The 22434-nt window shown below is 55.2% G+C and carries 17 protein-coding genes; 9 read left to right on the forward strand and 8 right to left on the reverse strand.

What is annotated here, in order from left to right; genetic code table 11:
* The first annotated feature begins 90 nt into the window (after window positions 1–90).
* Window positions 91–327 carry a hypothetical protein gene (locus ACQZ51_RS19525; RefSeq protein WP_448779761.1) on the forward strand — a complete coding sequence of 79 codons (237 nt, stop codon included), beginning with the start codon at window positions 91–93 and terminating at the stop codon, window positions 325–327.
* Between the two features lie 111 nt (window positions 328–438).
* Here the strand turns inward: ACQZ51_RS19525 and ACQZ51_RS19530 are convergent, their stop codons facing one another.
* From ACQZ51_RS19530 to ACQZ51_RS19545, 4 genes are all read right to left on the reverse strand, one after another.
* Window positions 439–2280 carry an alpha/beta fold hydrolase gene (locus ACQZ51_RS19530; protein ID WP_448779762.1) on the reverse strand — a complete coding sequence of 614 codons (1842 nt, stop codon included), beginning with the start codon at window positions 2278–2280 and terminating at the stop codon, window positions 439–441.
* Between the two features lie 79 nt (window positions 2281–2359).
* Entirely contained in the window at window positions 2360–3640 is a 1281-nt protein-coding gene (locus tag ACQZ51_RS19535; RefSeq protein WP_448779763.1) for a glycosyltransferase, read from the reverse strand.
* Window positions 3641–3720: 80 nt separating this feature from the next.
* On the reverse strand, window positions 3721–4797 hold the full coding sequence (locus ACQZ51_RS19540) for a glycosyltransferase family 4 protein (protein ID WP_448779764.1): 1077 nt from the start codon (window positions 4795–4797) through the stop codon (window positions 3721–3723).
* The gene (locus tag ACQZ51_RS19545) at window positions 4794–5900 is read right to left on the reverse strand and encodes a glycosyltransferase family 4 protein (RefSeq protein WP_448779765.1); all 1107 of its coding nucleotides are present in this window, start codon (window positions 5898–5900) and stop codon (window positions 4794–4796) included. Before ACQZ51_RS19545 ends, ACQZ51_RS19540 begins: the two co-directional genes overlap by 4 nt.
* Window positions 5901–6187: 287 nt before the next feature.
* On the opposite strand from ACQZ51_RS19545, the gene ACQZ51_RS19550 reads away from it, so the two are divergent.
* Together ACQZ51_RS19550 and ACQZ51_RS19555 are read left to right on the forward strand one after the other, a co-directional pair.
* On the forward strand, window positions 6188–7423 hold the full coding sequence (locus tag ACQZ51_RS19550; protein ID WP_448779766.1) for a glycosyltransferase: 1236 nt from the start codon (window positions 6188–6190) through the stop codon (window positions 7421–7423).
* Between the two features lie 131 nt (window positions 7424–7554).
* Entirely contained in the window at window positions 7555–8853 is a 1299-nt protein-coding gene (locus ACQZ51_RS19555) for an O-antigen polymerase (protein WP_448779768.1), read from the forward strand.
* Window positions 8854–8855: 2 nt separating this feature from the next.
* Here the strand turns inward: ACQZ51_RS19555 and ACQZ51_RS19560 are convergent, their stop codons facing one another.
* The 4 genes from ACQZ51_RS19560 to ACQZ51_RS19575 all read right to left on the reverse strand — a co-directional run bounded on the left by ACQZ51_RS19560 (window position 8856) and on the right by ACQZ51_RS19575 (window position 14061).
* The gene (locus tag ACQZ51_RS19560; protein ID WP_448779769.1) at window positions 8856–9770 is read right to left on the reverse strand and encodes an ATP-grasp fold amidoligase family protein; all 915 of its coding nucleotides are present in this window, start codon (window positions 9768–9770) and stop codon (window positions 8856–8858) included.
* A gap of 48 nt (window positions 9771–9818) precedes the next feature.
* Window positions 9819–11084 (reverse strand): lipopolysaccharide biosynthesis protein, encoded by a 1266-nt coding sequence (locus ACQZ51_RS19565; protein WP_448779771.1) that lies wholly within the window; start codon window positions 11082–11084, stop codon window positions 9819–9821.
* A gap of 36 nt (window positions 11085–11120) precedes the next feature.
* On the reverse strand, window positions 11121–13193 hold the full coding sequence (locus ACQZ51_RS19570) for a GNVR domain-containing protein (protein ID WP_448779772.1): 2073 nt from the start codon (window positions 13191–13193) through the stop codon (window positions 11121–11123).
* Between the two features lie 319 nt (window positions 13194–13512).
* On the reverse strand, window positions 13513–14061 hold the full coding sequence (locus ACQZ51_RS19575; protein WP_448779774.1) for a cupin domain-containing protein: 549 nt from the start codon (window positions 14059–14061) through the stop codon (window positions 13513–13515).
* Window positions 14062–14206: 145 nt separating this feature from the next.
* On the opposite strand from ACQZ51_RS19575, the gene aptA reads away from it, so the two are divergent.
* The 6 genes from aptA (at window position 14207) to ACQZ51_RS19605 (ending at window position 22354) form a co-directional block, all read left to right on the forward strand.
* Complete coding sequence (gene aptA / locus ACQZ51_RS19580) at window positions 14207–15541, forward strand: omega-aminotransferase AptA (protein ID WP_448779776.1); 1335 nt, start codon at window positions 14207–14209, stop codon at window positions 15539–15541.
* 1323 nt (window positions 15542–16864) lie between these two features.
* A complete protein-coding gene (gene repA, locus ACQZ51_RS19585; RefSeq protein ID WP_448779777.1) occupies window positions 16865–18079 on the forward strand; it encodes a plasmid partitioning protein RepA in 1215 nt (404 codons plus the stop codon).
* Complete coding sequence (repB, locus tag ACQZ51_RS19590; protein WP_448779779.1) at window positions 18076–19089, forward strand: plasmid partitioning protein RepB; 1014 nt, start codon at window positions 18076–18078, stop codon at window positions 19087–19089. Before repA ends, repB begins: the two co-directional genes overlap by 4 nt.
* Before the next feature lie 194 nt (window positions 19090–19283).
* Window positions 19284–20552, forward strand: a complete 1269-nt coding sequence (gene repC / locus ACQZ51_RS19595; protein WP_448779781.1) for a plasmid replication protein RepC — start codon at window positions 19284–19286, stop codon at window positions 20550–20552.
* A gap of 99 nt (window positions 20553–20651) precedes the next feature.
* Window positions 20652–21266: a biliverdin-producing heme oxygenase gene (locus tag ACQZ51_RS19600; protein WP_448779783.1), complete on the forward strand. Its 615-nt coding sequence runs from the start codon at window positions 20652–20654 to the stop codon at window positions 21264–21266.
* 98 nt (window positions 21267–21364) lie between these two features.
* Window positions 21365–22354: a Bug family tripartite tricarboxylate transporter substrate binding protein gene (locus ACQZ51_RS19605; protein WP_448779784.1), complete on the forward strand. Its 990-nt coding sequence runs from the start codon at window positions 21365–21367 to the stop codon at window positions 22352–22354.
* The last annotated feature ends 80 nt before the right edge of the window (window positions 22355–22434 follow it).

The raw sequence follows: 22434 nt of genomic DNA on the forward strand, positions 1-22434 counted from the left end.
GCACTGCGTGTGCAACGGTTTTGCAACGCGCACTTTGCGTCTGCACTTCGTAAGGTGGATCATCGCAATCCATACCAGATGAGTTTAAAGATGGCCTCCTTCAGAACTGACGCGGAAATTAACGAACGCCAGGAAGAATTTCTCACTCTCATCAACATGTTGACCTATGCGGAAGGTGTCGCCGAAACGTTGGGTGCGCCATCAGCAAGCTGGTACATTGATGTTGCAAAACAGGCGTTGCAATCGGCGCTGCAAAGCGAAAGCGAAATCGACATGACAAATGCCGAGATCATCAATCTGGCATCGGTCCGCGCCGGCCACTGCTAAGCCGGACCGTTAAGCAAAAGCCTCCAGCACCCGAACAAGAGAAGCTCTCTTGTTCGGGTTTTTTATTTCCGAATGGAAGCAGCCCTAGACAGCCGCGGCCGCTCAATCTTATCAGGGAGTGAGCGCAGGGGGAAATTGGAGCGCTATGGCTCTGACCTCATCGGCCCAGGCGTGACGAGCTTCCGCCGTCGTCAGATTGTGATCGGCATTCTCGATGAAAGCGATGCGGGGGCTCCCGTATCGGGATGTCAAAAGTCGTCCACGCGGCCCGAAGTTCGTCTCCAGCATGGCCGCGCCAATGTCACCCTCAGTGAAAACAATCGACATCCGCGTCTCATTCGCCGCGATGGCGTTGAAATCCTGCGACAATTGATGGAATCGCGCTGACAGAAACGGAAAGCGCACCATGATGGGTGTCGCAAAGGACAGCGCCTTGCCCATAATCATGGCCCAGAGATTAACGATGCCGTTTCGGACCCGAACCTCTCCCTTCAAGACTCTCCGCCAGAAGCTGCCGCGCAGAAGCTTTGCCCCGTAGCTGGCAAGCGGTTGCCGCGATGAAATCAGCAGCGCCTCAACATCCGCGTCCGGTGGTATGTAGAAATCGAACACGTTGACCGGCACCACGCCGCTGAAACGCCTGTCGCGCACGCCGGTTCGGAACGCTGCCCATCCGCCGCTGCAACGGCCCGTCACGACCACGGGCATAAGTTTCTTCTCGGTGAGAAAATCCATCGCAGCATCGACATCTGCAAGCTGGCCGTCTCCATAGATGATCTGGTCTGGACGACCCGGCACCGCCGGGCTGTCAGCAATATTGGCCATGTCGAAGCGAAGGCTCGCAACACCGCTGCGTGCAAGATCCCGGCACAGATTGGCAGAAATGCGGCCCCAGCCGGATGCCCGTTCATAACCCGTTGGCAGCACGAGAACAGTAGCGCCCCGGCGGGGCCCCTCCGGCTCGCAAACAATCCCGTAAAGTCTGTCGCAATCGCCAAACCGGACAGGAGTTTCGGTAAAACGATCGCCTTTCTGAGACGATGGCAAAGCGGCAGACCATACGGCACTTCTATCAGCACCGACGGAAACGCTCGTCGACATGCCGCTTGCCCATTCTGCGATCGTGTTGATTGAAGCCGTTGGCGGCACCGAAAACAGCACATCTCGAATAAAGCGATCATAGCCCTCAAACAGCTGTGCCTGAACATTCAGCCCCAATGTCTTGATATGCTCGGCAAAGGCCGCGTCAGCAGGACGGTTTTCCTGCTGGAGCAAAAGAATATTTGCGACGGGTGCAGAGGTAGCAGACGCGATGTTGAGCGTCTTCAACCCTTCCGTTACTGTCCGAGGTATCACCTGCTCGCCCATTGCGGGGCCACTTGCCGCAGTGCTGGTCGCAATAGCACCCTGATTGGCGATGCGGCTCAATGCCACGAATTCTCGCAACCAGTGGCGACCCGAAAAAGCAGGCGCCGCAAGAACCAGGCCCGAAACATCGTTCAGCCTTTCCGCCGCCCGCCAGGCAAGCGCGCCACCTATACCGTGGCCAACCAGCAGCAAGCGCTTTGCGCCGGAAAGATCCTTCAACGTTTTGCCAGCGGCAATGATGGTGTCGAGCCACACATCCAGACCCGCCGCGTAGTCCGGGTGGTCGAGTGCATCACCCGTGCCCGGATAATCGAAACGCATGCTGGCAAGCCCGCGCTTCGATAATTCGACAGCCAGCTTCTGCCAGAATTTACGCGCGCAAAGCTCTTCAAACCCCCAGGAGCCAACGAAGAGAACAGCCGTATCCGCAACGGTTGCAGTCCCCTCGCTCGCAGATGATTTGTTCTGCAACCGTGCATCGGAAGGCCGGAACAGGCCAATCGTTTCTGCAAACGCGATGGGGTAATCGGCAGAAACCTGCGCCGTGTCACCCTTCTCGTTCAGCAGTTTAGAAACGGCATTCATGTCCCACCCCCAGCAGTTCTCTCAAGCAACAGCGGTGCACCATGGCCTATTGACGTTAAACAATGCTTGCAACGAGAGTTTACTGCGTTGCTGAAGCAGGATTTACGTTGGTTTTCGCTGTCGGGCTTTTAGCTTTTGCTGCCATGAGGATATCATTGAGCTTATGATAATATCCCGATACTTCAGATGTTCCGGGAAAATCATTGATTCCGGGAAAATGCGTATCCCTCTCATCCCACCAATTCGCACGCCCGATTGCAAGCGCACGCCCCATGGTCTTGATCAGAGCATCCTCATGGTCAGGATCATAGCACCAGCCCGTTCCCATATCCCGCAGGATTTCAGGCGTGCCGCCTCGCTCGGTTCCGATTACCGGCACACCATAGGACGCCGCCTCCATCAGGATAAGGCTTTGCGGTTCGTGCCAGCGCGATGGCAGAACAACGACATCGGCCCGCTTGTAAACCTCTTCCGGGGCTACAAAACCGAGAAACTTGATGGGTGCGTTGCCCACAAGCGATTTGAGGTGCTGCTCATAATCCTGCCTGCCCCTTCCAGCAACCAGCAGGGTGGCCGGCTCATTCTGGGGAAGTTGCAGAAACGCCTTGATCAGGTCTTCGATACCTTTTTCTTCCGCAAGCGCGCCCAGATATCCAAAGGTGAAGTGGTCGCTCGTGCCTGTTCTTCGGCCCATCAGCGCTGCATCGAACAGGGTTTTGCTGCGGTTGGCGTTCAAGAGAACATGCCAATCCGCCTGGGGTAGAACGTCATTGCGCACAAACCGCTGGCGCAGGGCATCGCTGACAGAAATTGCCGTGACGCCCTCGCCCTTGCTGGATTTGATGCGCGCGGTCAAAATGCGGCATTCGATACAGGGTTTTTCACAGTTGCCAGTGCTTCGAAACATGCTCGATTTGGGGCAAAGCAAGGCGTAATCGTGCAGATGCAGGCAAAGCGGAATGCCCAGCGTGCTGGTGGCCTCAAAGATGGCAGGCTGCATTCGTGCTGAATTATGCGCGTAGACGAGATCGACCTTCTCACGCTCCAGCAACGCCTTAACCTCGTTGGCAGAGGTTGCACCCAGCGCGCTGCGAATATGCCAGGCCAGTTTTGTCAGCTTGCCAACCGATGGCTTGCGCGGCCCGGGAAGATAGGTGTTGTTCCAGTTGACCCGCACAACCCGGATGCCATCGGCATTGGTGCTCTCGCCGGGCGGCGCGATATCGTCGCCTTCCAGCCCCAGCGAAAGAATGAAAACCTCATGGTAGCGCGAAAGCTCCAAAGCGCACATGCGAGCCACGATCTCGGCTCCCCCCTCCTCCTGGGGTGCAAATGTCTGTGCGACGATACAGATTTTCATGCTTCTCATTGTCTCCATTCGGCAGATATCACCGCCAAGATATTGGATGGCACTTTATTTCAGCAGGAGTAAACATAGCATCAAAGACCTGAAATCGCTTTGAGAAGGGAGTTTGCGCTCCGATCCCAGGAAAACTCTGCGGCACGCAGGTGACCCTGCGCAATCATTTCACTCCGCAATTGCGGATTTGTCATCAAATCCCTTATCGCCCGCACAATATCATGGGCGTCATGCGGATCGAAATACAATGCGGCGCGCCCGCAAACTTCCTGGGCAGGCTCTATGCTGGATGACAGGACCGGGCATCCGAGAAGCATCGCTTCAAGCGGCGGAATGCCGAAGCCTTCGTAAAGACTTGGAAAAAGCAGCGCTGCGGCATTTGCATAGAGCGCGACAATCTCTTCATCGGTCAGGCGTCCGGTAAAGATGACGCGGTCGGTTCCGGGGCTGTTGCTTGCATCCTGCGCATCCCCGTTGAAAACGCTCGATGCCGCCGCACCCACCACCACAAATTGAGGTGCCTCGCCACCCATGCTGCCGATGGCCTCGACGGCACGGTGGATATTCTTGTTCGGGGTCGGTGACCCCACAAACAGCAGATAGGTTTGCGGTACGAGATTCAAACGGCTCAACACCGTGTCATCTGGCTGGATCGAGGCCAGATGTTCGCAGCTGTTGGGAATGACCGAAACGTTTTTCGCGCCGATCGTATGCGCCAGTTCCCGTTTCGAAAATTCCGAAACGGTTGCGATACGCCCGCGGCGGGAAAGAACGTGTCCGAGCGTTCCGTGCACGGCCCGATAGGGACGCGAGAAGTTCTCGGGCGTTCGAAATATCATGGCATCGTGAATAACGGTCAGACTTCTGCCATGCAGCACAGGCCCGCTATTGCAAAGATTGATCAGACGTCCCCGCCGGGATGCGGCATAGAGCTGGGTCTGTTCCCAGATGTGACCGGAAAGCCCGCCTGTGTTCTGCTGCCTGATAACCGAAAGGTTGAGATCGCGAGGTGCATTCTCTGGCGCAAGCAAGACCCAGTCTTCGGAGCTATTCTGGCGTGCCAGATGCCGATCGAGCGCCTTGACGATCTCGCGTGCGAAACGCTGCACACCACTGGTTTTCTGGGTCAAGAACCGACCATTGATAAATGTCGTCATGCGATCCTGCGTCTTTCAGCGGGCAAATCATCCATGATGCGCTGATAAACCTGCATCAACTCCCTGTTGGTACGCTCGCTTCGGTAACGGTCGAGAAAGCGGACGTGACCAGCCTCGCCCATCTGCGCCCACTCATCCTTGTCGCGAGACAGGATGGCGACGGCCAGTGCCTCATCGTTACCTGCCGGAAAAAGCACACCGGTTTCACCGTGGCTGACAACGGTTTGCAGCCCGCCGACAGCCGAAGCGATGACGGGTTTTCTAGAGCGCATTGCCTCCAGAGCCACAAGTCCGAAACCTTCCCACCGCGAGGGCATGGCGACAACATCGCAAACAGCCAGATGACCGGCGATGTCTTCGGCCGATTTCCAGCCGAGAAACTCGACATTGGGCGGCATGGAGGTGGTGAGATCATTTTTCGTCGTGACATGCGACCCGATCACCCGAAACACAGCCTTGTCTTTCAGGGATGCAGCCGCTTTCAACAGGATATCGACGCCTTTTTGCCGGTCCAGCCGGCCGATAAACAGCACTCTTATGCGCGCATCGCTCCATTCTACTGGCGTTGCGAGAGGAATTTTTGTCGATATCCCGTTTTCAACCACCTGCATTCGCGCGGCAGGAATACCGGCCTCAATGCCCTGCCGATATTCATGGCCTGAAATGGCGACAATCACTTTTGCCAGAGGTGACAGAAGCCGCTCCGCCCAGCGAACGGGGTGGCGCATATAGAATGGCGTTTCCATTTCAAACGCCCAGCCATGCGGACAATAGACGACAGGTGGAAATTTGCCCGGTAATAAGGTGAGCAGGCGCACGACGCCACCTGCCAGCGTGGAGTGCGCGTGAATGATGTCAGGCTGAAATGTCTTGACCTCATTCCACACGGCGCGCGCCAGACCCGGTAAAACGGTTGACCGGCTTCGTCGCGCGAAGGTGGCCACGCAGGCCTGCGGAATGTCGCGGAGAAAGCCGCTATGATCATCGGGCACAAGAGCCCGCACATTATGAGCGCCCAGCGCTTTGATCTGCTTGGGGGCTATCTCGTTAAAATAGGTCGCAGGTCCACCCGGCAGGGTCTCAAAAACGTGCAGAATCTTCATGATCCACCTCTTCAACGGCATCGGATCAAAGATGTCCTGCCCTATCCCAGAGACTTAAAGCGCAATTTTCTTAATCAAGACAAAATATCGCCGGGGAAAAAGCATTCGCATCACTCCACTGATGATTGCGGTAAACGTTTCCCGAACACCACGGCTGATCATTTTATTGTGCTCAGCGGTTAAAACAGAAAATGTGACGCTGCGCTGTTCAATATATCTCAATCGTTGTGACCCATTACTGCCAATATGTCACTAACAACGGGTATCGCGGCTAGAGGTAAGCGGATTTGAAAATCTGCATCGTATCGCAAATTTTTGCTCCACAAGAAGAGGGCGGCGCGGAAATCTCCGCTCGCCTTGGCGCGATGGAGCTTTGCCAGCGGCACGATGTCACCGTACTCGCACTCGGCAAGGAAGGCGATGCCATCGCCCCGCCCGGTGAAGCCCGTTTGCAGGGCGGCATTCGTGTCGTTCGCCTGCCCTGGAACAACAGCTACCTGCCGATGCCGCGAAAATCATCCGCTGGCTTGCTGCACAAGGCAAGCTGGCATCTGCGCACTGCAATGGGCGCAATCTGTACGGACCAACTGACGCAGTTCCTGATCAGCGAGAAGTTCGATCTGATCTATGCGCAAAATTCAGCCTATATGCAGCCCGCCCTGTTTTATGCGGCACAACGGGCCAATGTGCCGATCTGTCTGCATCTGCGCGATTATGCCCTGCTCTGCCCCAGATCCAGCATGTTCAGAAACAGCGACAATTGCGAGCGACCTTGCTTCGATTGCTCGATCCTGAACCGGCGGATGCGCGAGATTACGGGCGAAAACATGACGGTGATCGCCGTCAGCGATGCCTTGCGCCAGAGCTTCATACGCAATGGAGTGCTTCTCAAAGCCAACTGGCATGTGATGCACAACACCAACATGCCGGAAAACAGCTTTGACGCAACGCTGGTTGGCAGAGACCAGCCCAGCGCGCCCGATTTCACATTTGGCTATCTCGGTGCCCTAGCCGAAGAAAAAGGCGTGCATGATGTTATCCGCGCATTCAAGTCTTTGCCCGGCAGAGACAAAGCGCGGCTTGTCATCGCCGGTCGAGGCCGTGAAAGCGATGTGGCGCGTCTCAAAAAACTGGCGCAGGGCGCGCCGATCGAATTCAAGGGGTTCGTGCGGCCTGAAGATGTCTACCGCGTTGCCGACGCCATGATCGTTCCATCCCGTTGGCATGAACCGCAAAGCCGTATCCTGGTCGAAGCAGCTGTCTATGGTATCCCCGTCATCGGCACCATGCGTGGCGGCACCACCGAAATCATCCGCGACCATCAGACCGGCTGGAGTTATGATCCGGACAAGCCCGATGCCTTGGCTGAGCTCATGGCAAAGGCACTCGAACTGGGACAGGCCCAATGGTGGGAAAAAAGAAACGAACATTTTGAGGGGCTTGCCGAGTTCAAAGGCACAGCCGAGAAATCCGGATATTACGCACGTCTGGAAACGGTTCTGACGGCCGCTGCCGGTCGCTGACGCCCGCGCGCCTCAATCATTTAGCCTGCCTCGCTGGAACATAGCTAACAGGTTCTTAACCGGTTTCTGCGACGCTCATTCCACCGGTTTCTTGCCGCATCGTGCACCATGCGTGGGCTAAAAGGTTTGATATGTCCCATCTCGCTTGGCTGATTTTCATTTTGGGCTGGCTGATTTTCACGCTCTATTATGTCAGCTCGTTCTTCAAATGGGGTGTGCTGACATTCTCATCCTATTTCTGGATTCGCTACAACGTCCTGCCCATTCTGGTCATGTCGCCCTTCGCGTCTTCAGACCAGAATATGGAAGCGGTCGGCAATTCGATCTACATCATCCGCGATTATATCAACGAAGCCTTCTACCTCTCTGTTCTCGGCGTCGTCTTCGTGCTGGTCGGCATGGGGCTCGCGACCTTCAGCTCTGGAAAAAGCGCGATGTTCACCTTCGTGGAGAAGGGCTACGCCTTCTGGCAAACAAAGCCGGGCGTCTGGATTTCGCTTGTGGTCATCATCTTTGCCACCATGGGCCTGATCGCTCTGGGTGTGCGTCCCTTTGAAGGACGGCAGTTTTCGTTTGAAAACACCTCGCTGCGCCCTGCGATCAATCTTTATTCCGTCATCCTGCCCACGATAACGCTCAGTCTTCTGGTCTATGGTTTTGGCCATAACCGATTTTTTGTGTTTGCCGGATTGATGTGCAGCGGCCTCGGCCTGATGATTGGTACACGCGGCGCCAGCATCGAAACGCTGTTTATCTTCGTGGTCTGCCTCATCATTGCCTATCGCTACAAAAACCTTGCCGCCTTCACCCTTTCCATCGCAGGATTTGTAACGGTCGCCATCGTCATCGGAATTCTACGGTCCACCGCCGATGGTGATAACACCGTCGACATTCTGCAAACCGTTTCCTTTCAGATCTTCTTCGGCAACAACTTCTCCGACTTCCGCGATTATGCCTGGATTCTGAGCGGGTTTGATGGGCGTTTCTACCATGGCATGACCTATCTCGCAGGCTATATGGCGCTGGTGCCATCCTTCATCAGCGAGTTTCGAAACGATTTCCGCATGGGCATCATCACCAGCACATTGGCGGGGCTTGATCCCCAGTTTCACGCTGGCCTTCGCCCCACTTTGTTTGGGGAAGCCTATCTCAACTTCGGAATATCAGGCGTCGTTTTCATCGCGACCCTGTTTGGCTTTTACTTCGGCAAGCTGCAAATGTGGGTCCACGACAATTTGCAGCCCAACCGGTTGGGCCTGCGGAAGGTGGCCTGCGGCTATATTGCCTTCCTGTTTCTGTTCAATGCGGTCTTCACGCCCGGATTTTACTATGTCTACGTGGTCGTCGCATGGCTGACGGGCGGCATCGTGATGTCCTACCTTCTCGCTGCGCCGCTGCCGTGGAAGAAAACGGCAGCCGCCAAAAGCTGAGGTTACTCCGCACCGGTGCGAAAGCGCCCGTCCGGCTGGTCTTTCCAGAACGTGCCCAGCCAAGCATCGGTCGATGGTGGCCTGAAAGCGCCGAAACCGGATGTGGGGCTAAACGTCATCTCTCCAAACAACGGGCCGGACGGCTTGTCGTAAAAATCAATCCGAACGAATTCGAACCCCTGCGCCAGCGTTCTGGCCGCAGCAAGAATCTGATCCAGATGGGGTGGACGCGGCAATTCCTCGGTTTCCAGTGGGTAATAATGGCCGAAATCGAGCTTCTTCCAATGCTCGTCATAAAAGCAGCGACGGTGATCGGTGAAGCGTGCGGTATCGATCTGGATGCAGGGAATATCGTTTTCGAAGCAGAACAGCTTGTAATCAACCGGCGCCTGCCCATCATCACCGATAAAGGGTTCGATGAAGATTTCGGGCTCTATGTGGTTGTACCATTCTTCCGCCAAGCGCCAGGCGGTGCGCCCCGCAAGCCAGATATCGCATTGTTCTTTCGCGCCGATCAGATCGTCAGGCCCATAGACGAAAATGTTGCGATCCGAGCCATGATTGACCTTGATGACATAGGGAAATGGCAGCGGCGGGCAATCATTGAGGTCTTTTCCACGCCAGAGCGTGGGCGTAACCCATTCCTGCCCCAGCACTCGTGCCACATGATCTTTCACGGCAATCTTGTCGCTCAGCATAATGAGGCGCGGGTCTGAGTGCGGACCAGTCCATGCAATCTTGCGCGCGGCGAGATGTTCATTCAGGGTCTTGGGGTTATCGAGATTGGCCCAAAGCTTATGGTAGCGATAATATTGCAGTTGCGTCGCCTGCTTGATGGGCAAGCTGTGAATAGCTGCATGGTAAAGCTTCTTAAAAATGCGGCGTCCCAGAGAATGTTGGGGCTGATCGGATGCCATCAGTTCAATCGCCTTCCTGCTACAAATGGATAATCGAAAACGTCTGTCTTAGGATCTCGAAGCGCGCCAGAGCAACGAACTGGATATCGATGCGGTGACCAACGCCGTGAAAAATGCTGAAAGGCCAGCACCAATGAAACCAAAGGTGCTGATCAGGACGAAACTCATGCCGATCGACAGAAGCACGCTGGAAAGATTGACGAAGGCATAATGGCCGTCCTTGCGCAAACTGTTCAGGCCAAGGCCCATCAGGTCGGTGCAGGAGCGAACGACAGCGGTTAAAAGCAGCAGCGCAAACATGCCCTGATGTTCGCCCAGTTCCGGCATGTTCATGAGGTGGACGAGAATGTTGCCGCTGACGAAAATAGCAATGCCCAATCCAAAAGCGACAGCGGCCGTTTTCGTGAACTGCCAGATCATCACCGAGCGCCATTCCTTCATGGATCCGGTATTGTAAGCTTTGAACAGGGCGGGGATGGCGACCTGCAGCACCGCGGTCGAAATCAGCGTCTGCAGGGCATTGGCCAGAGACCAGTAGAATGTGTAGACGCCCGTCAGCGAAAGCGTGAGCAAAAGCGACACGATATAGCGGTCGGCATAGACAAGCCCGACATTGCTGATGTCGCTGATATAGATCAGCCATGCCTTGCGCATGCGTTTTTTAACCCAGCGCAACCGCATGCGTGAGCGGTAAATACGCCGGAACGGCCACTGCCGCAGAAACGCAGCAAGCCCGATAAACATCACGATGTAACCCAGGCTCCACGCCACCATGATGGTTTCGATGTTGCGGAAGCCCTCAAACAGGAATCCGAGACCGATAACCGGCAATATCCACGATGATGTTCGCAGGAAAAACAGCACATTCGCCTGGCTCGACATTTCCTGCGCAATCAGCGGCACATGGATATCGCAGGAGATCGTCTCCAGCCAGACGACGAGGAGAATGAGAAAATAGAGCGGGACGACCGCGTGACCCATGAAAGAGGCAACCAAAAGCGCGATTGCCGTCATCGCCGCAAGTGAGGACACCGTCACCAACAGACGCGTCTTCATATAAACACCGGCAATGCCCGATGTTTTGCCGCTCACATCCCGCGCGATGAAATAGTTCAGGCCCCAACCGAGAGCAGCAGGTGCCGCATTCACAACCCCCAGCGCCAGCCCGTAAATACCAGCGGCCTCAAGGCCCATGAATTTGACGATATAGAAGGAAAGGGCAAAGCGCAGGACAAGCGTGGAGCCACGAAGCCCCATATTGAAGATAACGTTGAGCCCGCCGATGGAGCGACCTTGTAGGAAAGGGATGCGCATGGCTGTCCTGTTGTTGTTTTCAGCCAAAATCAGCCCTCAATATTGCAGGCCCGAGCGCGTCATCCGAACCACCTTGATATTGTCCACGCCGCGCTCTTCCAAACTCACAAGCGCAATCACCACGCTGCCCGCATCGTCTTCATGCTGCATGAGGAAGACTTCATCGACGTCAGAACGGGTCGGGACATCAAGCTGGGATTTTGTCGCCACACCGCCATCAATGACGATAAGATCAAAGGCAGCACCTTCCTCATCCACCACAGCCTTTGGCGTATCCCCCGCATTCAACCCACCCGCAGGTGAAAAACGCAAGAGCGGCAGTGTTTCCACATGGTAGAAGTCTGACGAAGCCGCAGTGTCCTCGCCCCTGTCTGGCAAAAGCATGGCGGTCGTCAGCGGATCATAAATGGCTGCATCCAACAGAAGAACGCGCTGCCCGAGCCGCGAAACCTCAGCCGCCAGATTGAAAGCACTGTAGGGCGACCGATTTTTCGGACCCGTCGATACCACCAGTATCGTATGTTTGCCCGCAGGCGTAAGGCCAGTTGATACAAAACGCGCGAGGTCATCGAACCCCTCATCGTCAGCAGCACTCAACGCCTCGACTTCCTGCTGGCGCACGATGCGCCGCGACCGCTTGGGCGTTGCGGCGGCGGCAACAGGTTTTTCCGTTGCTGCTGGCAGCAAGGCTGTCTCTGGCGGTGCAATCTCTTTGCTTGAGCTAAGCGCATTTGCCGGTTTCCGGACCATGCGCAACTCGCGCGGCTGGCCACGAAATTGATCGCGCAAAATGAGAAGTCCTGCGCCCAGGATCAGACCAAAAATACCACCACCCGCAAGCATGAGGGTGCGCGGAGGCCCGGCCTTGCGCAAAGGTGGCTCCGCACTGGAGATGATCTGCGGGTTTTCGCTTGATGTCCCCTGCTGTTCCGAAAGCTGCTTGGTCCGCAACAGGAACGCTTCATAGACCGCCCGGTCGCTTTCCAGCTTTCGCTGCAATTCGCGCAGACGCACCATGGTCTGCTCGTCGCTGTTCAGGTTGGTCTTCAGCGCGTCGGCGTTTGATGTGGAAAGCGCCAACTGGTTCTTCAGCCGCGCCAGATTGCTCGACGTCGCCGTTGCGAAATTGCGCAATTGCTCGTCAAGAATATTGGCAAGCGATTGGGTGCGGGCACGGGCCGCCTGCAAGGCGGGATGCTGGGCGCCGAGTGAAGTTGCCTGAACGGCCTCCTCTTCGCGGCTTTCCTGATAGCGCGCGCGCAGCGAAATGATCGCAGGCGTCAAAGACGTGTCGGGAATGGAGCGCAAATATTGCCGGTCGTTTCTGGCCCGAGTGAGTTCAGCGACCAGAGCCTCGTTTTCAGACACGGATGCCTGTAACCTTGATATTTCCGTATTGGCGTCAGCAATGCGTTGCTCGACATCGGGCCTGCCCTGAATATCGGCCAGATTGTGCTCTGCCCTGTAGGCCTGAACAGCGCGGTCGCCATCTTCCACGGCGGTGCGAAGCTGATCCAGCTGCGCCGACAATCCGCCCCCGGTGCGTTTGAGCACATCGCTGTTCATCTCCATGCGCACCTGCGAATATGTGGACGCGATGAGGTTTGCCAGATCGGCCGCCCGCTGCGGGCTCTCAGACTTCACAGAGACATTAACAATGAAGCTCTTTCCGACAGCAGAAACGGAGGTGACCTTGCGCAACGTATCAAGCGCCAGGTTCCTGCGGCTGACCTCGTCAGGATATCGCGGGGCGGCAGCGCCAAAGTCCGGATCGTCGTAAAGCTTCTCGCTGTCTACGATGCGCGACAGGACCTGTGCCGACGTAATAATATATTGCTGGTTGAGGACGTGTGAATCGACAGCCCTTGGCTGGCCCGGCAGGTCACTTTCCAGAACGCGGGAGCCTTCCGGGTCAAGCAGGATCTGCGATGTCGCGACATAATAGTTCGGGATCAGCAGCGACGCGCCAAAGGCAAGTGCCGCGCACAGGATGCCGATCAGCAGGATAAAGAAGGAATTTCGCCACAGCAATGCGGCAAGGCGGAGCAAATTATTGGGCTCACTTGCCTGCTCGCGATATTGCGGCTCATAGGACGTGGTCTCGTTCATCGCCATTTCGTTTCACGATTCCATGTTCTTGCTGCCTGGCTTTTGGCCGTTTCCTGACATCGTCATGCTCTCGAACGTTTAAACGCTGCGTTGCGATCAGCAAAACAGCTGTTCCAAATTGGACCATCCGTTAAACTAGGGCCGACCCGTTAATATACCGTATTGCGAAGAACATCATGTGAAACACACGCAGGATGGACTGAAGATGACGTGCTGAGTCCGCCACTTGTGGGCCTGACGTTGTTTCTCTCCTTATCGAAACACAATGCGCCACAACTTAGCTGCAATGAACGGTCATTTAATTACACGGCTACCGATATCAGAAACTCGGCGGTGTGCATGCGCTGATCACTTCACACGGCACCGGCCCCACACACTTGAAGGAATGGGGTCTGCGGCTTTCGAAGTAATAGGCGTCGCCGGGACCCAGGATTCGCCGCTCGTCATCAATGGTCACTTCCAACCGCCCTGACAGCACAATGCCGCCCTCCTCTCCCTCATGCACCAGCGGCACCCGCCCCGTCCCGGCGCCCGGCTGATAGCACTCTTTCAAGATCTGAAGACTTCGGCCAAACAGGTTATCTCCAATCTGGCGATAGGAAATCGGCCCCTTGCCAATCTCGACCAGTTCCTCCGCCGCGTAAAAAGCCTTGCTGGGTTTGCCGGGCTCAAACGCGAAGAACTCCGCAAGACCGATGGGAATGCCATCCAGGATGCGCTTCAATGCCCCGACCGATGGATTGGTCGAATTCGATTCAATCAGGGAAATCGTAGAGTTGGTCACACCGGCCCGCTTGGCCAGTTCCCTCTGCGACATCTTGTGAAGAGAGCGCAAATGCCTCAACCTGTTGCCAATATCCACAACCATCTCGGATCTTTCATTGTATGTGTTCGATATATCGCAACACTTTGCATCACATTCCATAAAGATCAATGGCTTAAGACGCACAAGAAAAGGACTTGTTCTGATATGCGAAGTTCTGGAATGTGGTGCTTTCAACATGGGGACCCCAATGGAAGACCACAGCAAGTCCAACGCGCCTGACCTCTCCAATTTCTGGATGCCGTTCACCGCAAACCGTCAGTTCAAAGCCGCCCCGCGCCTTCTGGCCAGTGCCGAAGGGATGTACTACACCGATATTGACGGCAAAAGAATTCTGGATGGAACGGCGGGGCTCTGGTGCGTCAATGCCGGTCACGGCCGCAGACGCATTAGCCAAGCGGTTGAGCGTCAACTCGCGACTTTGGATTTCGCACCGACATTCCAGATGGGTCATCCAATCGCTTTCGAATTTGCCGAGAAGCTTGCCGCCATGGGCCCCGGTGGTCCAGACGCCCAGCTCGACAGAATTTTCTTCACGGGTTCAGGCTCGGAATCTGTCGATACCGCGCTCAAAATCGCAATTGCCTATCAGCGCGCAATTGGGCAGGGAACGCGCAGCCGGATCATCGGTCGTGAAAAAGGCTATCACGGCGTTGGCTTTGGCGGCATTTCCGTTGGCGGCCTCGTCAACAACCGCCGCGTCTTCCCGCAAATCCCTGCCGCCCATATGCGCCACACGCTGGACCTGGATCGAAATGCCTTCTCCAAGGGTCTTCCGGCGCATGGCATAGAACTGGCTGAAGACCTTGAGCGTCTGGTGGCTTTGCACGGTGCAGAAACAATTGCGGCCGTCATCGTCGAACCGCTGTCTGGTTCTGCCGGTGTCATCCTTCCGCCCGAGGGATATCTTCAGCGTTTGCGGGCCATTGCCGACAAACACGGCATCCTCCTCATCTTCGATGAAGTCATCACCGGCTTCGGTCGCCTCGGCAAACCATTTGCAACGGATTATTTCGGTGTTGTTCCCGATCTCGTCTGCACCGCGAAAGGCATTACCAACGGCGCAATTCCGATGGGAGCCGTTTTTGCGAAGCGTGCGGTTTACGAGGGACTGATGCACGGCCCGGAAAACCAGATCGAGCTTTTCCACGGCTACACCTATTCCGGCCATCCCGTCGCCTGCGCCGCCGGCATCGCCACTCTGGAAATCTATCAGGATGAAGACCTTCTGACGCGTGCAGCATCGCTTGCCACAACATGGCAGGATGCTCTCCACTCCCTGAAGGGCGCGCCGCACGTGGTTGACGTTCGCAATCTCGGCCTCGTCGGCGCCATCGAACTCGCTCCTCGCGACGGCGCGCCTGGAACCCGAGCTTATGATGTTTTCGTGGAGTGCCTGAAGAAAGGTCTGCTCGTGCGCGTCACCGGCGATATCATCGCACTCTCTCCTCCTCTCATTATCGAAGAGAGCCAGATCGACGATATCGTTTCGATCATCACCGACGTGATCCATCACACCGCCTGATGTCAGAAAACTCCAGAGCGGCCACTCCGGTCGCTCTGGAACGATTGTATGAAACGCAGCCGTAGGCGCTAGCCTCTACAAGACCTGACACGCCTCCCCGCCTCAGGCATGCCACACAAAGCATTAGTTGGCATTCATCGCGCCGAACAAAGCGGTTCAGCACCCTTAGCGCAATGCGACAAAAACCCAGCGCAAGCCTTACTTCCCTACCACTGTCCCATACCGAAGCATCAAGACTTCGCCGCCAATGGCATAAGCCCCATTGTCTCAGCAAACTGATATCGCAATAATAACGTTGGTGGCTAACGCGTGAGGTTCCCGCCGGGCGAGCGATCGTGATCGTTCCTATATGCGGTAATTAGACTTAAAACGCACTGAGGCTATAGACCTGATTTCGCTCGGAAAAACAGGCCATAACGAAGCTAAACGCCAATTTGCTTTCGCTACTTCGTATGGCAATTTATGGGGTTTTATCACTGCTGCGCTGCTAGCGTTACCGGCTGAATTCGCGTAATGGCTGAGCATCTATGGCCCGTCGATATAGAGCGCGCACTCCATTCATTTCGCAATACAGACCTGCTGTCAAGCGGTCTTCTGCAAACATCCACACGTGCCCGAACTGGCACTGAGGCGCCGATGCGAAAGCAAAAGCAGACCTGAGAGCATCACCGGGTCAGGCAAGCACATATCAAATGAGCCACGAGGCGGAACTGCGCGACCGACTCAAGCACAACATCATGCGGATGAACGGGGGCAAATAAATGAAGGCGAAGTGATCTGTGACCGAGCGTGTATCCAAAGGACGTGGCGCGGAACACAATATCGAGTGAGACGCCAGATACCGGCAACGATCACTAATACCGAAAGTCTGAATCGATGTCATCACCCGCGAAGTTTTGTGCAAGCGAGATGTCTCGCAATTTTGGAGGCGTCGCTGCTCGACCGCACCCTCTAAGGACAGATGTTGAGTCCACCAGAAGTGGGCGCCGCATCGGAACAAGAGAAAGGATTGAGAAGTTAGCCGCGGCAAACTGATGATGTCCGGCATCATTCTGGATAGAGCAATTCTCCCGCGCACTTCACTCACAAGAGCCGGTTAGCCGCGGCTAACTGACTAACAACAAGGAGCGAGCACCTATAGATGAATCCGTGAACTCTCCAATTTTGAAGAAAAATTCTCGTTAGTCGGCTGAAAAGATTCATGTTTAGTCCTTCCGAATGCCTATTGCGCGAAAAAGAGAATCGGCGCTTATATCTCAGTTGCGGAAAAAACCGATTTCAGCGGAAAAAAACGCAACTGATCTAGCAAGTGGAAAAAGCCGAATGACTCAAATTGCCGATATGACATCTGCTGAGAAAGCGCCCGACCTGACGGCCCTTATCCTTCAGCATTCGGCCGCGCTGTCGGCACAGCTGCAAGCGCACAACGCAAACACCTTCGCACCACTTGCAGAAAAAAGCATGCGAAATTTCTCGCCATCAGAAACGGCAAAGCTCATTGGCATCGGGGAAGCCTATCTTCGCCAGATCGCTGCCGAGCAGCCGGAATTAAGCGCCTCGCAAAGCGGCGGGCGTCGCAGCTATTCGGTCGAAGATATTCACGAGATCCGGAAGTTTCTCGACCAAGGTGCGCGAGGCACAAGACGCTACCTGCCACACCGTCGCGAGGGCGAAGACCTTCAGGTTATTGCGGTCATGAATTTCAAAGGTGGCTCTGGCAAAACGACCACGTCGGCCCACCTTGCACAGTATCTGGCATTGCGCGGCTACCGCGTGCTTGCCATCGATCTTGATCCTCAAGCCAGTCTCTCGGCTCTGTTCGGCCATCAGCCTGAACTTGATGTCGGCCCCAACGAAACGCTTTATGGAGCGATCCGCTATGACAGCGAGCAGCGCCCTATCGCTGAGATTGTTCGGGGCACGTATATTCCTGATCTCCATATCATTCCGGGCAATCTTGAGCTCATGGAGTTTGAGCACGATACGCCACGCGCCTTGATGCGGCGTGCGCCCGGAGACACGTTGTTTTTCGCGAGAATCGGCCAGGCCATTGCGCAGGCGCAGAATTTCTATGATGTCGTCGTTATCGATTGCCCACCGCAGCTCGGCTACCTCACACTGTCGGCGCTGACTGCAGCAACCTCTGTTCTCGTCACCGTCCATCCACAAATGCTGGATGTGATGTCCATGAACCAGTTCCTCGCCATGACTGGCGATCTTCTGGCTGAAATCGGAAGGGCAGGGGCGCGTTCGGATTATCACTGGATGCGTTATCTCGTCACCCGCTTTGAGCCCAGCGATGGCCCACAAAACCAGATGGTCGCTTTCCTGCGTTCGATCTTCGGGGAACATGTCCTCAATCATCCAATGCTGAAGACGACAGCGGTATCCGATGCAGGTTTGACCAATCAGACACTCTTCGAAGTAGAACGGACGCAGTTTACCCGGTCGACCTATGATCGGGCACTGGAATCCATGACCAACGTCAACGGCGAAATCGAAGCCTTGATCAAGAAGGCCTGGGGTAGAACAGCATGAGCAGAAAAGAAATTTTTGCAAATCTCGGTGGCAAGGGCACGGAGGCGGCCGACGGTTCGCCAGAGCGTGCGCGCCCTCGTATCCGCCCCATTCTTGGCTCGCCAGAACTCGTCACCGATGTGATCAACTCGCCGGTTGGCATGATTGGCCAGTCACTCAACGAAGTGTCTGAACGTTCAAAGCGCGCTGAAGAGATTGAGCGCAAGCTGGCTGAGGGCCTCACCATTGTTTCGCTGGATGCGAAGGATGTTGATCCGTCTTTCATTCCGGATCGCATGCCGTCTTCTCTGGAAGCAGATGCAGGCCTGATAGAGGCAATCAGAGAGCAGGGCCAGCAGGTTCCTATCCTTGTGCGCCCTCACCCAGAACATCCCGGCCGCTATCAGGTGGCATTCGGTCACCGCCGTCTGCGCGCCGTGGCTGAGATCGGCATTCCCGTTCGCGCCGTTGTTCGTAACCTCACCGATGAGCAGCTTGTCGTTGCCCAGGGCCAGGAGAACAACGAACGCCGTGACTTGAGCTATATCGAAAAAGCGCGGTTTGCCCAGAAGCTGCAAATGCGGTTTTCGCGCGAGACCATCATGGCGGCCATGTCTCTCTACAAGGGCGACCTGTCGAATATGCTTTCGGTCGTTGGCCGCATTCCAGATGACATTGTCGATGCCATTGGCCCTGCCCCCGGTGTCGGTCGTCGCAACTGGATGGATCTTTCCGAACAGCTCTCGTCTTCCAAGGTGAATGATGCAGCACGCGCCTATCTCAATGATGAGAGCGTCGCCAGCCTTCCATCGGAAGAGCGCTTCAAATCCATTCTGGAGTTTCTGAAGCCAAAACCAGAGCCAAAAAAGACGGGTGTGCTTTCGAGCATGACCGGCCAGAAGCTCGCGAAAATCGTCGAGACTGAACAGCGAGTCGAGATCTCAATCGACCGCAGGCAGGCACCGGAATTCGCAGACTTCGTTCTCGAGCATCTGCAAGCGTTGTTTGAAGAGCACCGCACCAAGCAGTAATCCAACCCTTATCCATTAACCCCGAACAGGAGCAGCAGGCCAAAAAGAAAAAAGCCCCCGAACGTTGCCGCACGGAAGCCTTTCTTTGATCTAAGCACCCAAAGAATCTCATTTCCGCGAATCATAGTCAAGAGTTTTGGCATCGATATTTCTTCGGTGAGCGATTTTCTTTTGCCTTTTTGAAGGTGAAAGACATGAATAGCGATATTGTGACGACGTCTTTCGGGCGGCGAAGGGGATCCCTTGGCCATCTCGCAAGTCAGTTCGCATCCAGAACAGTTAATCCGAATCGTAGCATCGATAAGTGGAAGCTTTTTCGCGCCATTTGCGAAGCCCGTCCCATGCTGGGTATAACGGATCGGTCCTTGGCTGTGCTCAATGCACTCATCAGTTTCTATCCAAAGGCAGAGCTTCGCGAGGAAAACGGTCTCGTCGTCTTTCCATCGAACCAGCAGCTTTCACTACGCGCCCATGGCATGCCGGAACAGACGTTGCGTCGCCACCTCGCAACACTCATCGATGCCGGTCTGATCCTGCGCAAGGATAGTCCCAACGGAAAACGTTATGCGCGAAAAGACCGTTCGGGCGCGATCAATGACGCCTATGGTTTTTCTCTCGCACCTTTGATCAATCGCGCGGATGAAATCCAGTCGATTGCCACACAGGTCATCGAAGAGCGTTTGTACCTGCAAAGCCTGCGCGACAAAATCAGCATCTGCCGTCGCGATATCATCAGATTTTCCGAAATCGCCGTCGAGGAACAGGCCGCGGGTAACTGGGAACAGGTTCAGCAACGGTATCTCGCGCTAAAATCGACCTTGAACAGGAAGTCGACAGCCGTCCATTTGACCCTTGTGCTCGATACATTAACGGAAATGCGCCAGGAAATGGCTAACTGGTTGGAAAATCACATGGAAAACCAAAAAATAAGCGCCAATGCCTATCAAAATGAGCGGCTTATACAGAGTTCAGAATCCGAATCTCTATTTGAAACCGCAGCTGTTGATGAAACAGGACATAAACAACCGACACCACCTGCAGAACCGAAGGCAGTTGAGAACGTTGAACAGAAACCTTGCGGAGAAAAAACGACAGCAAAGGCAATTTCAGAGAGTTTTGATCTGCAAACCGTTATCAAAGCATGCCCAGAGATCGCATTGTATGGACCAAACGGTGTTGTCAGGAGCTGGCACGAGATGAAACAGGCAACGAGCGTCGTCAGAACCATGCTGTCCATCAGCCAATCTGCCTATGATGAAGCGGAAAGGGCGATGGGAATACCTGTGGCGACCACAATCATCGCGTGTATTCTGGAAAAATCGGCAACCATTCAGTCTCCGGGCGGTTACCTGAGAAACCTGACTGAAAAAGCTCTCTCGAAGCAGTTTTCCATTAAACCAATGCTCATGGCCCTACTGCGAGCCCGATTATCATCCGTAAACTCCAGCTACGCGATGGCATGACAATTATACTGTTCCAAGTATCTACCAGAATAAAACTTGACTCCATTCTGAAAGATTTTTATGCCGCCTGAAATGCCACTACTTGCCAAAGGACAGACAATGAACGCCCAAGCAGCCGCGGTCGAAAAAAACGAGATTGAACTGAGCCGCACCAAGCGCCTGAAGGCTGCTACACGCGCTGCCCACGAAAAACTTGACGGCTTCATTATGTCCGCAAAACCCTTCGAGAACCGTGAAAATTTTGGCAAGTTTGTCCAGACCCAACATCTATTTCATAGCGAGCTAGATGCCTTGTTCAGCGACAAGACCCTCGATGCACTTCTGCCGGACCTGAAAGGGCGCAGGCGGCTGTCTCTCATCGAACAGGACCTTGAGGATTTGACAGTTGCAAAGCCCGACATCGAGACCCCCCACTTCAATGACAGTGCCGAAACTATCGACCTGCCCGAGGCCCTTGGCTGGCTTTACGTGGTCGAAGGGTCAAACCTCGGTGCTGCATTTCTTTTGAAGGACGCTGCAAAACTTGGACTTGGCGAAACATTCGGCGCACGACACCTGGCTGGAGCACCGGAAGGACGCGGATTGCACTGGCGCACCTTCGTCTCGGCTCTGGATGCCATTGACCTGACGCAGGAGGAAGAAGATCGTGCCATTGCCGGCGCCAAAGCCGCATTTAGCAAGGTCCATGAACACGCAAAGCGCATGATGGCTTGAAGTTATGCCGGGCAAGTGTCCCATATCCTATCGCTTGCCCTCAGATATCGTTGAGCTAGTATGCAAGAGTGGCGGGGAGGCCACTCCTAGGAGGTTCAATGACATATCGAGACATCAAACGACGTGCAGCTTTAAAACTGGCTGCATCGGCCATCTCTCTTCTCGCCATGAGTGGCGCGGCTCATGCCCAAAGCTTTCCTGAAAGATCTATAACGCTTGTCGTTCCTTTCGCCGCGGGCGGATCCACGGATGTGGTTGCTCGCGTCATCGCGCAGAAAATGGGCGATGATCTTGGCCAGCAGATCGTGGTTGAAAACGTTGCCGGTGCCGGAGGCAATCTCGGCGCCGACCGAGTGGCACGGGCAGAGCCTGACGGCTATACGGTTCTCATGGGCACTGTGGCAACCCATGCGCTTAACCCGCTCATTCTCAAGACCAAACCCTACGATCCTGAAAAGGATTTCGCGCCGATCTCGCTGCTTGTCGTCGTTCCCAATGTTCTGGTCGTCAATCCGCAGCTGCCAGTGAATACGGTCGCCGAACTGGTTGCCCTGTTGAAGGCGGAGCCGGATAAATATGCCTATGCTTCTTCCGGCAATGGAACGCCGCTTCACCTGTCTGGAGAACTGTTCAAGAGCATGGCGGGCGTCAGCATGCAGCATGTGCCTTACAAGGGTTCCGGTCCTGCCTTGAACGATCTGCTTGGAAACCAGGTTTCCATCATGTTCGATAATCTTCCCTCATCATCGGGTCACATTAAATCTGGCACTTTGCGAGCGCTAGGTGTTACGACAGCCGAAAGAGCAACGTCCTTCCCCGATGTGCCGACGATCGCAGAGACCGTACCGAATTATGAGACCTACACATGGAATGCTCTGTTTGCGCCAGCTGGCACACCGGCAGAAGCGGTCGATAGATTGAATGCGGCTGCGAAAAAAGCCCTGGCAGACCCAAGCGTTGCCGCTCGCATGGCTGATTTCAGTGCAAAAATTGTCGGCTCGACGCCGGATGAGCTGAAAACCCATGTCTCGCAAGAGATCGCCAAATGGGCTCCCGTCGTCAAAAACGCCAATGTTCAGATGGACTGATTGATCCCATTCTTGGCGATCACTCTTGCTCCCAAGCGAAGGCCGGCCCGACTATGTGGGCCGGCATCAACACCCCGCCA

It is taken from the genome of Agrobacterium sp. CG674 (genome assembly GCF_053521645.1).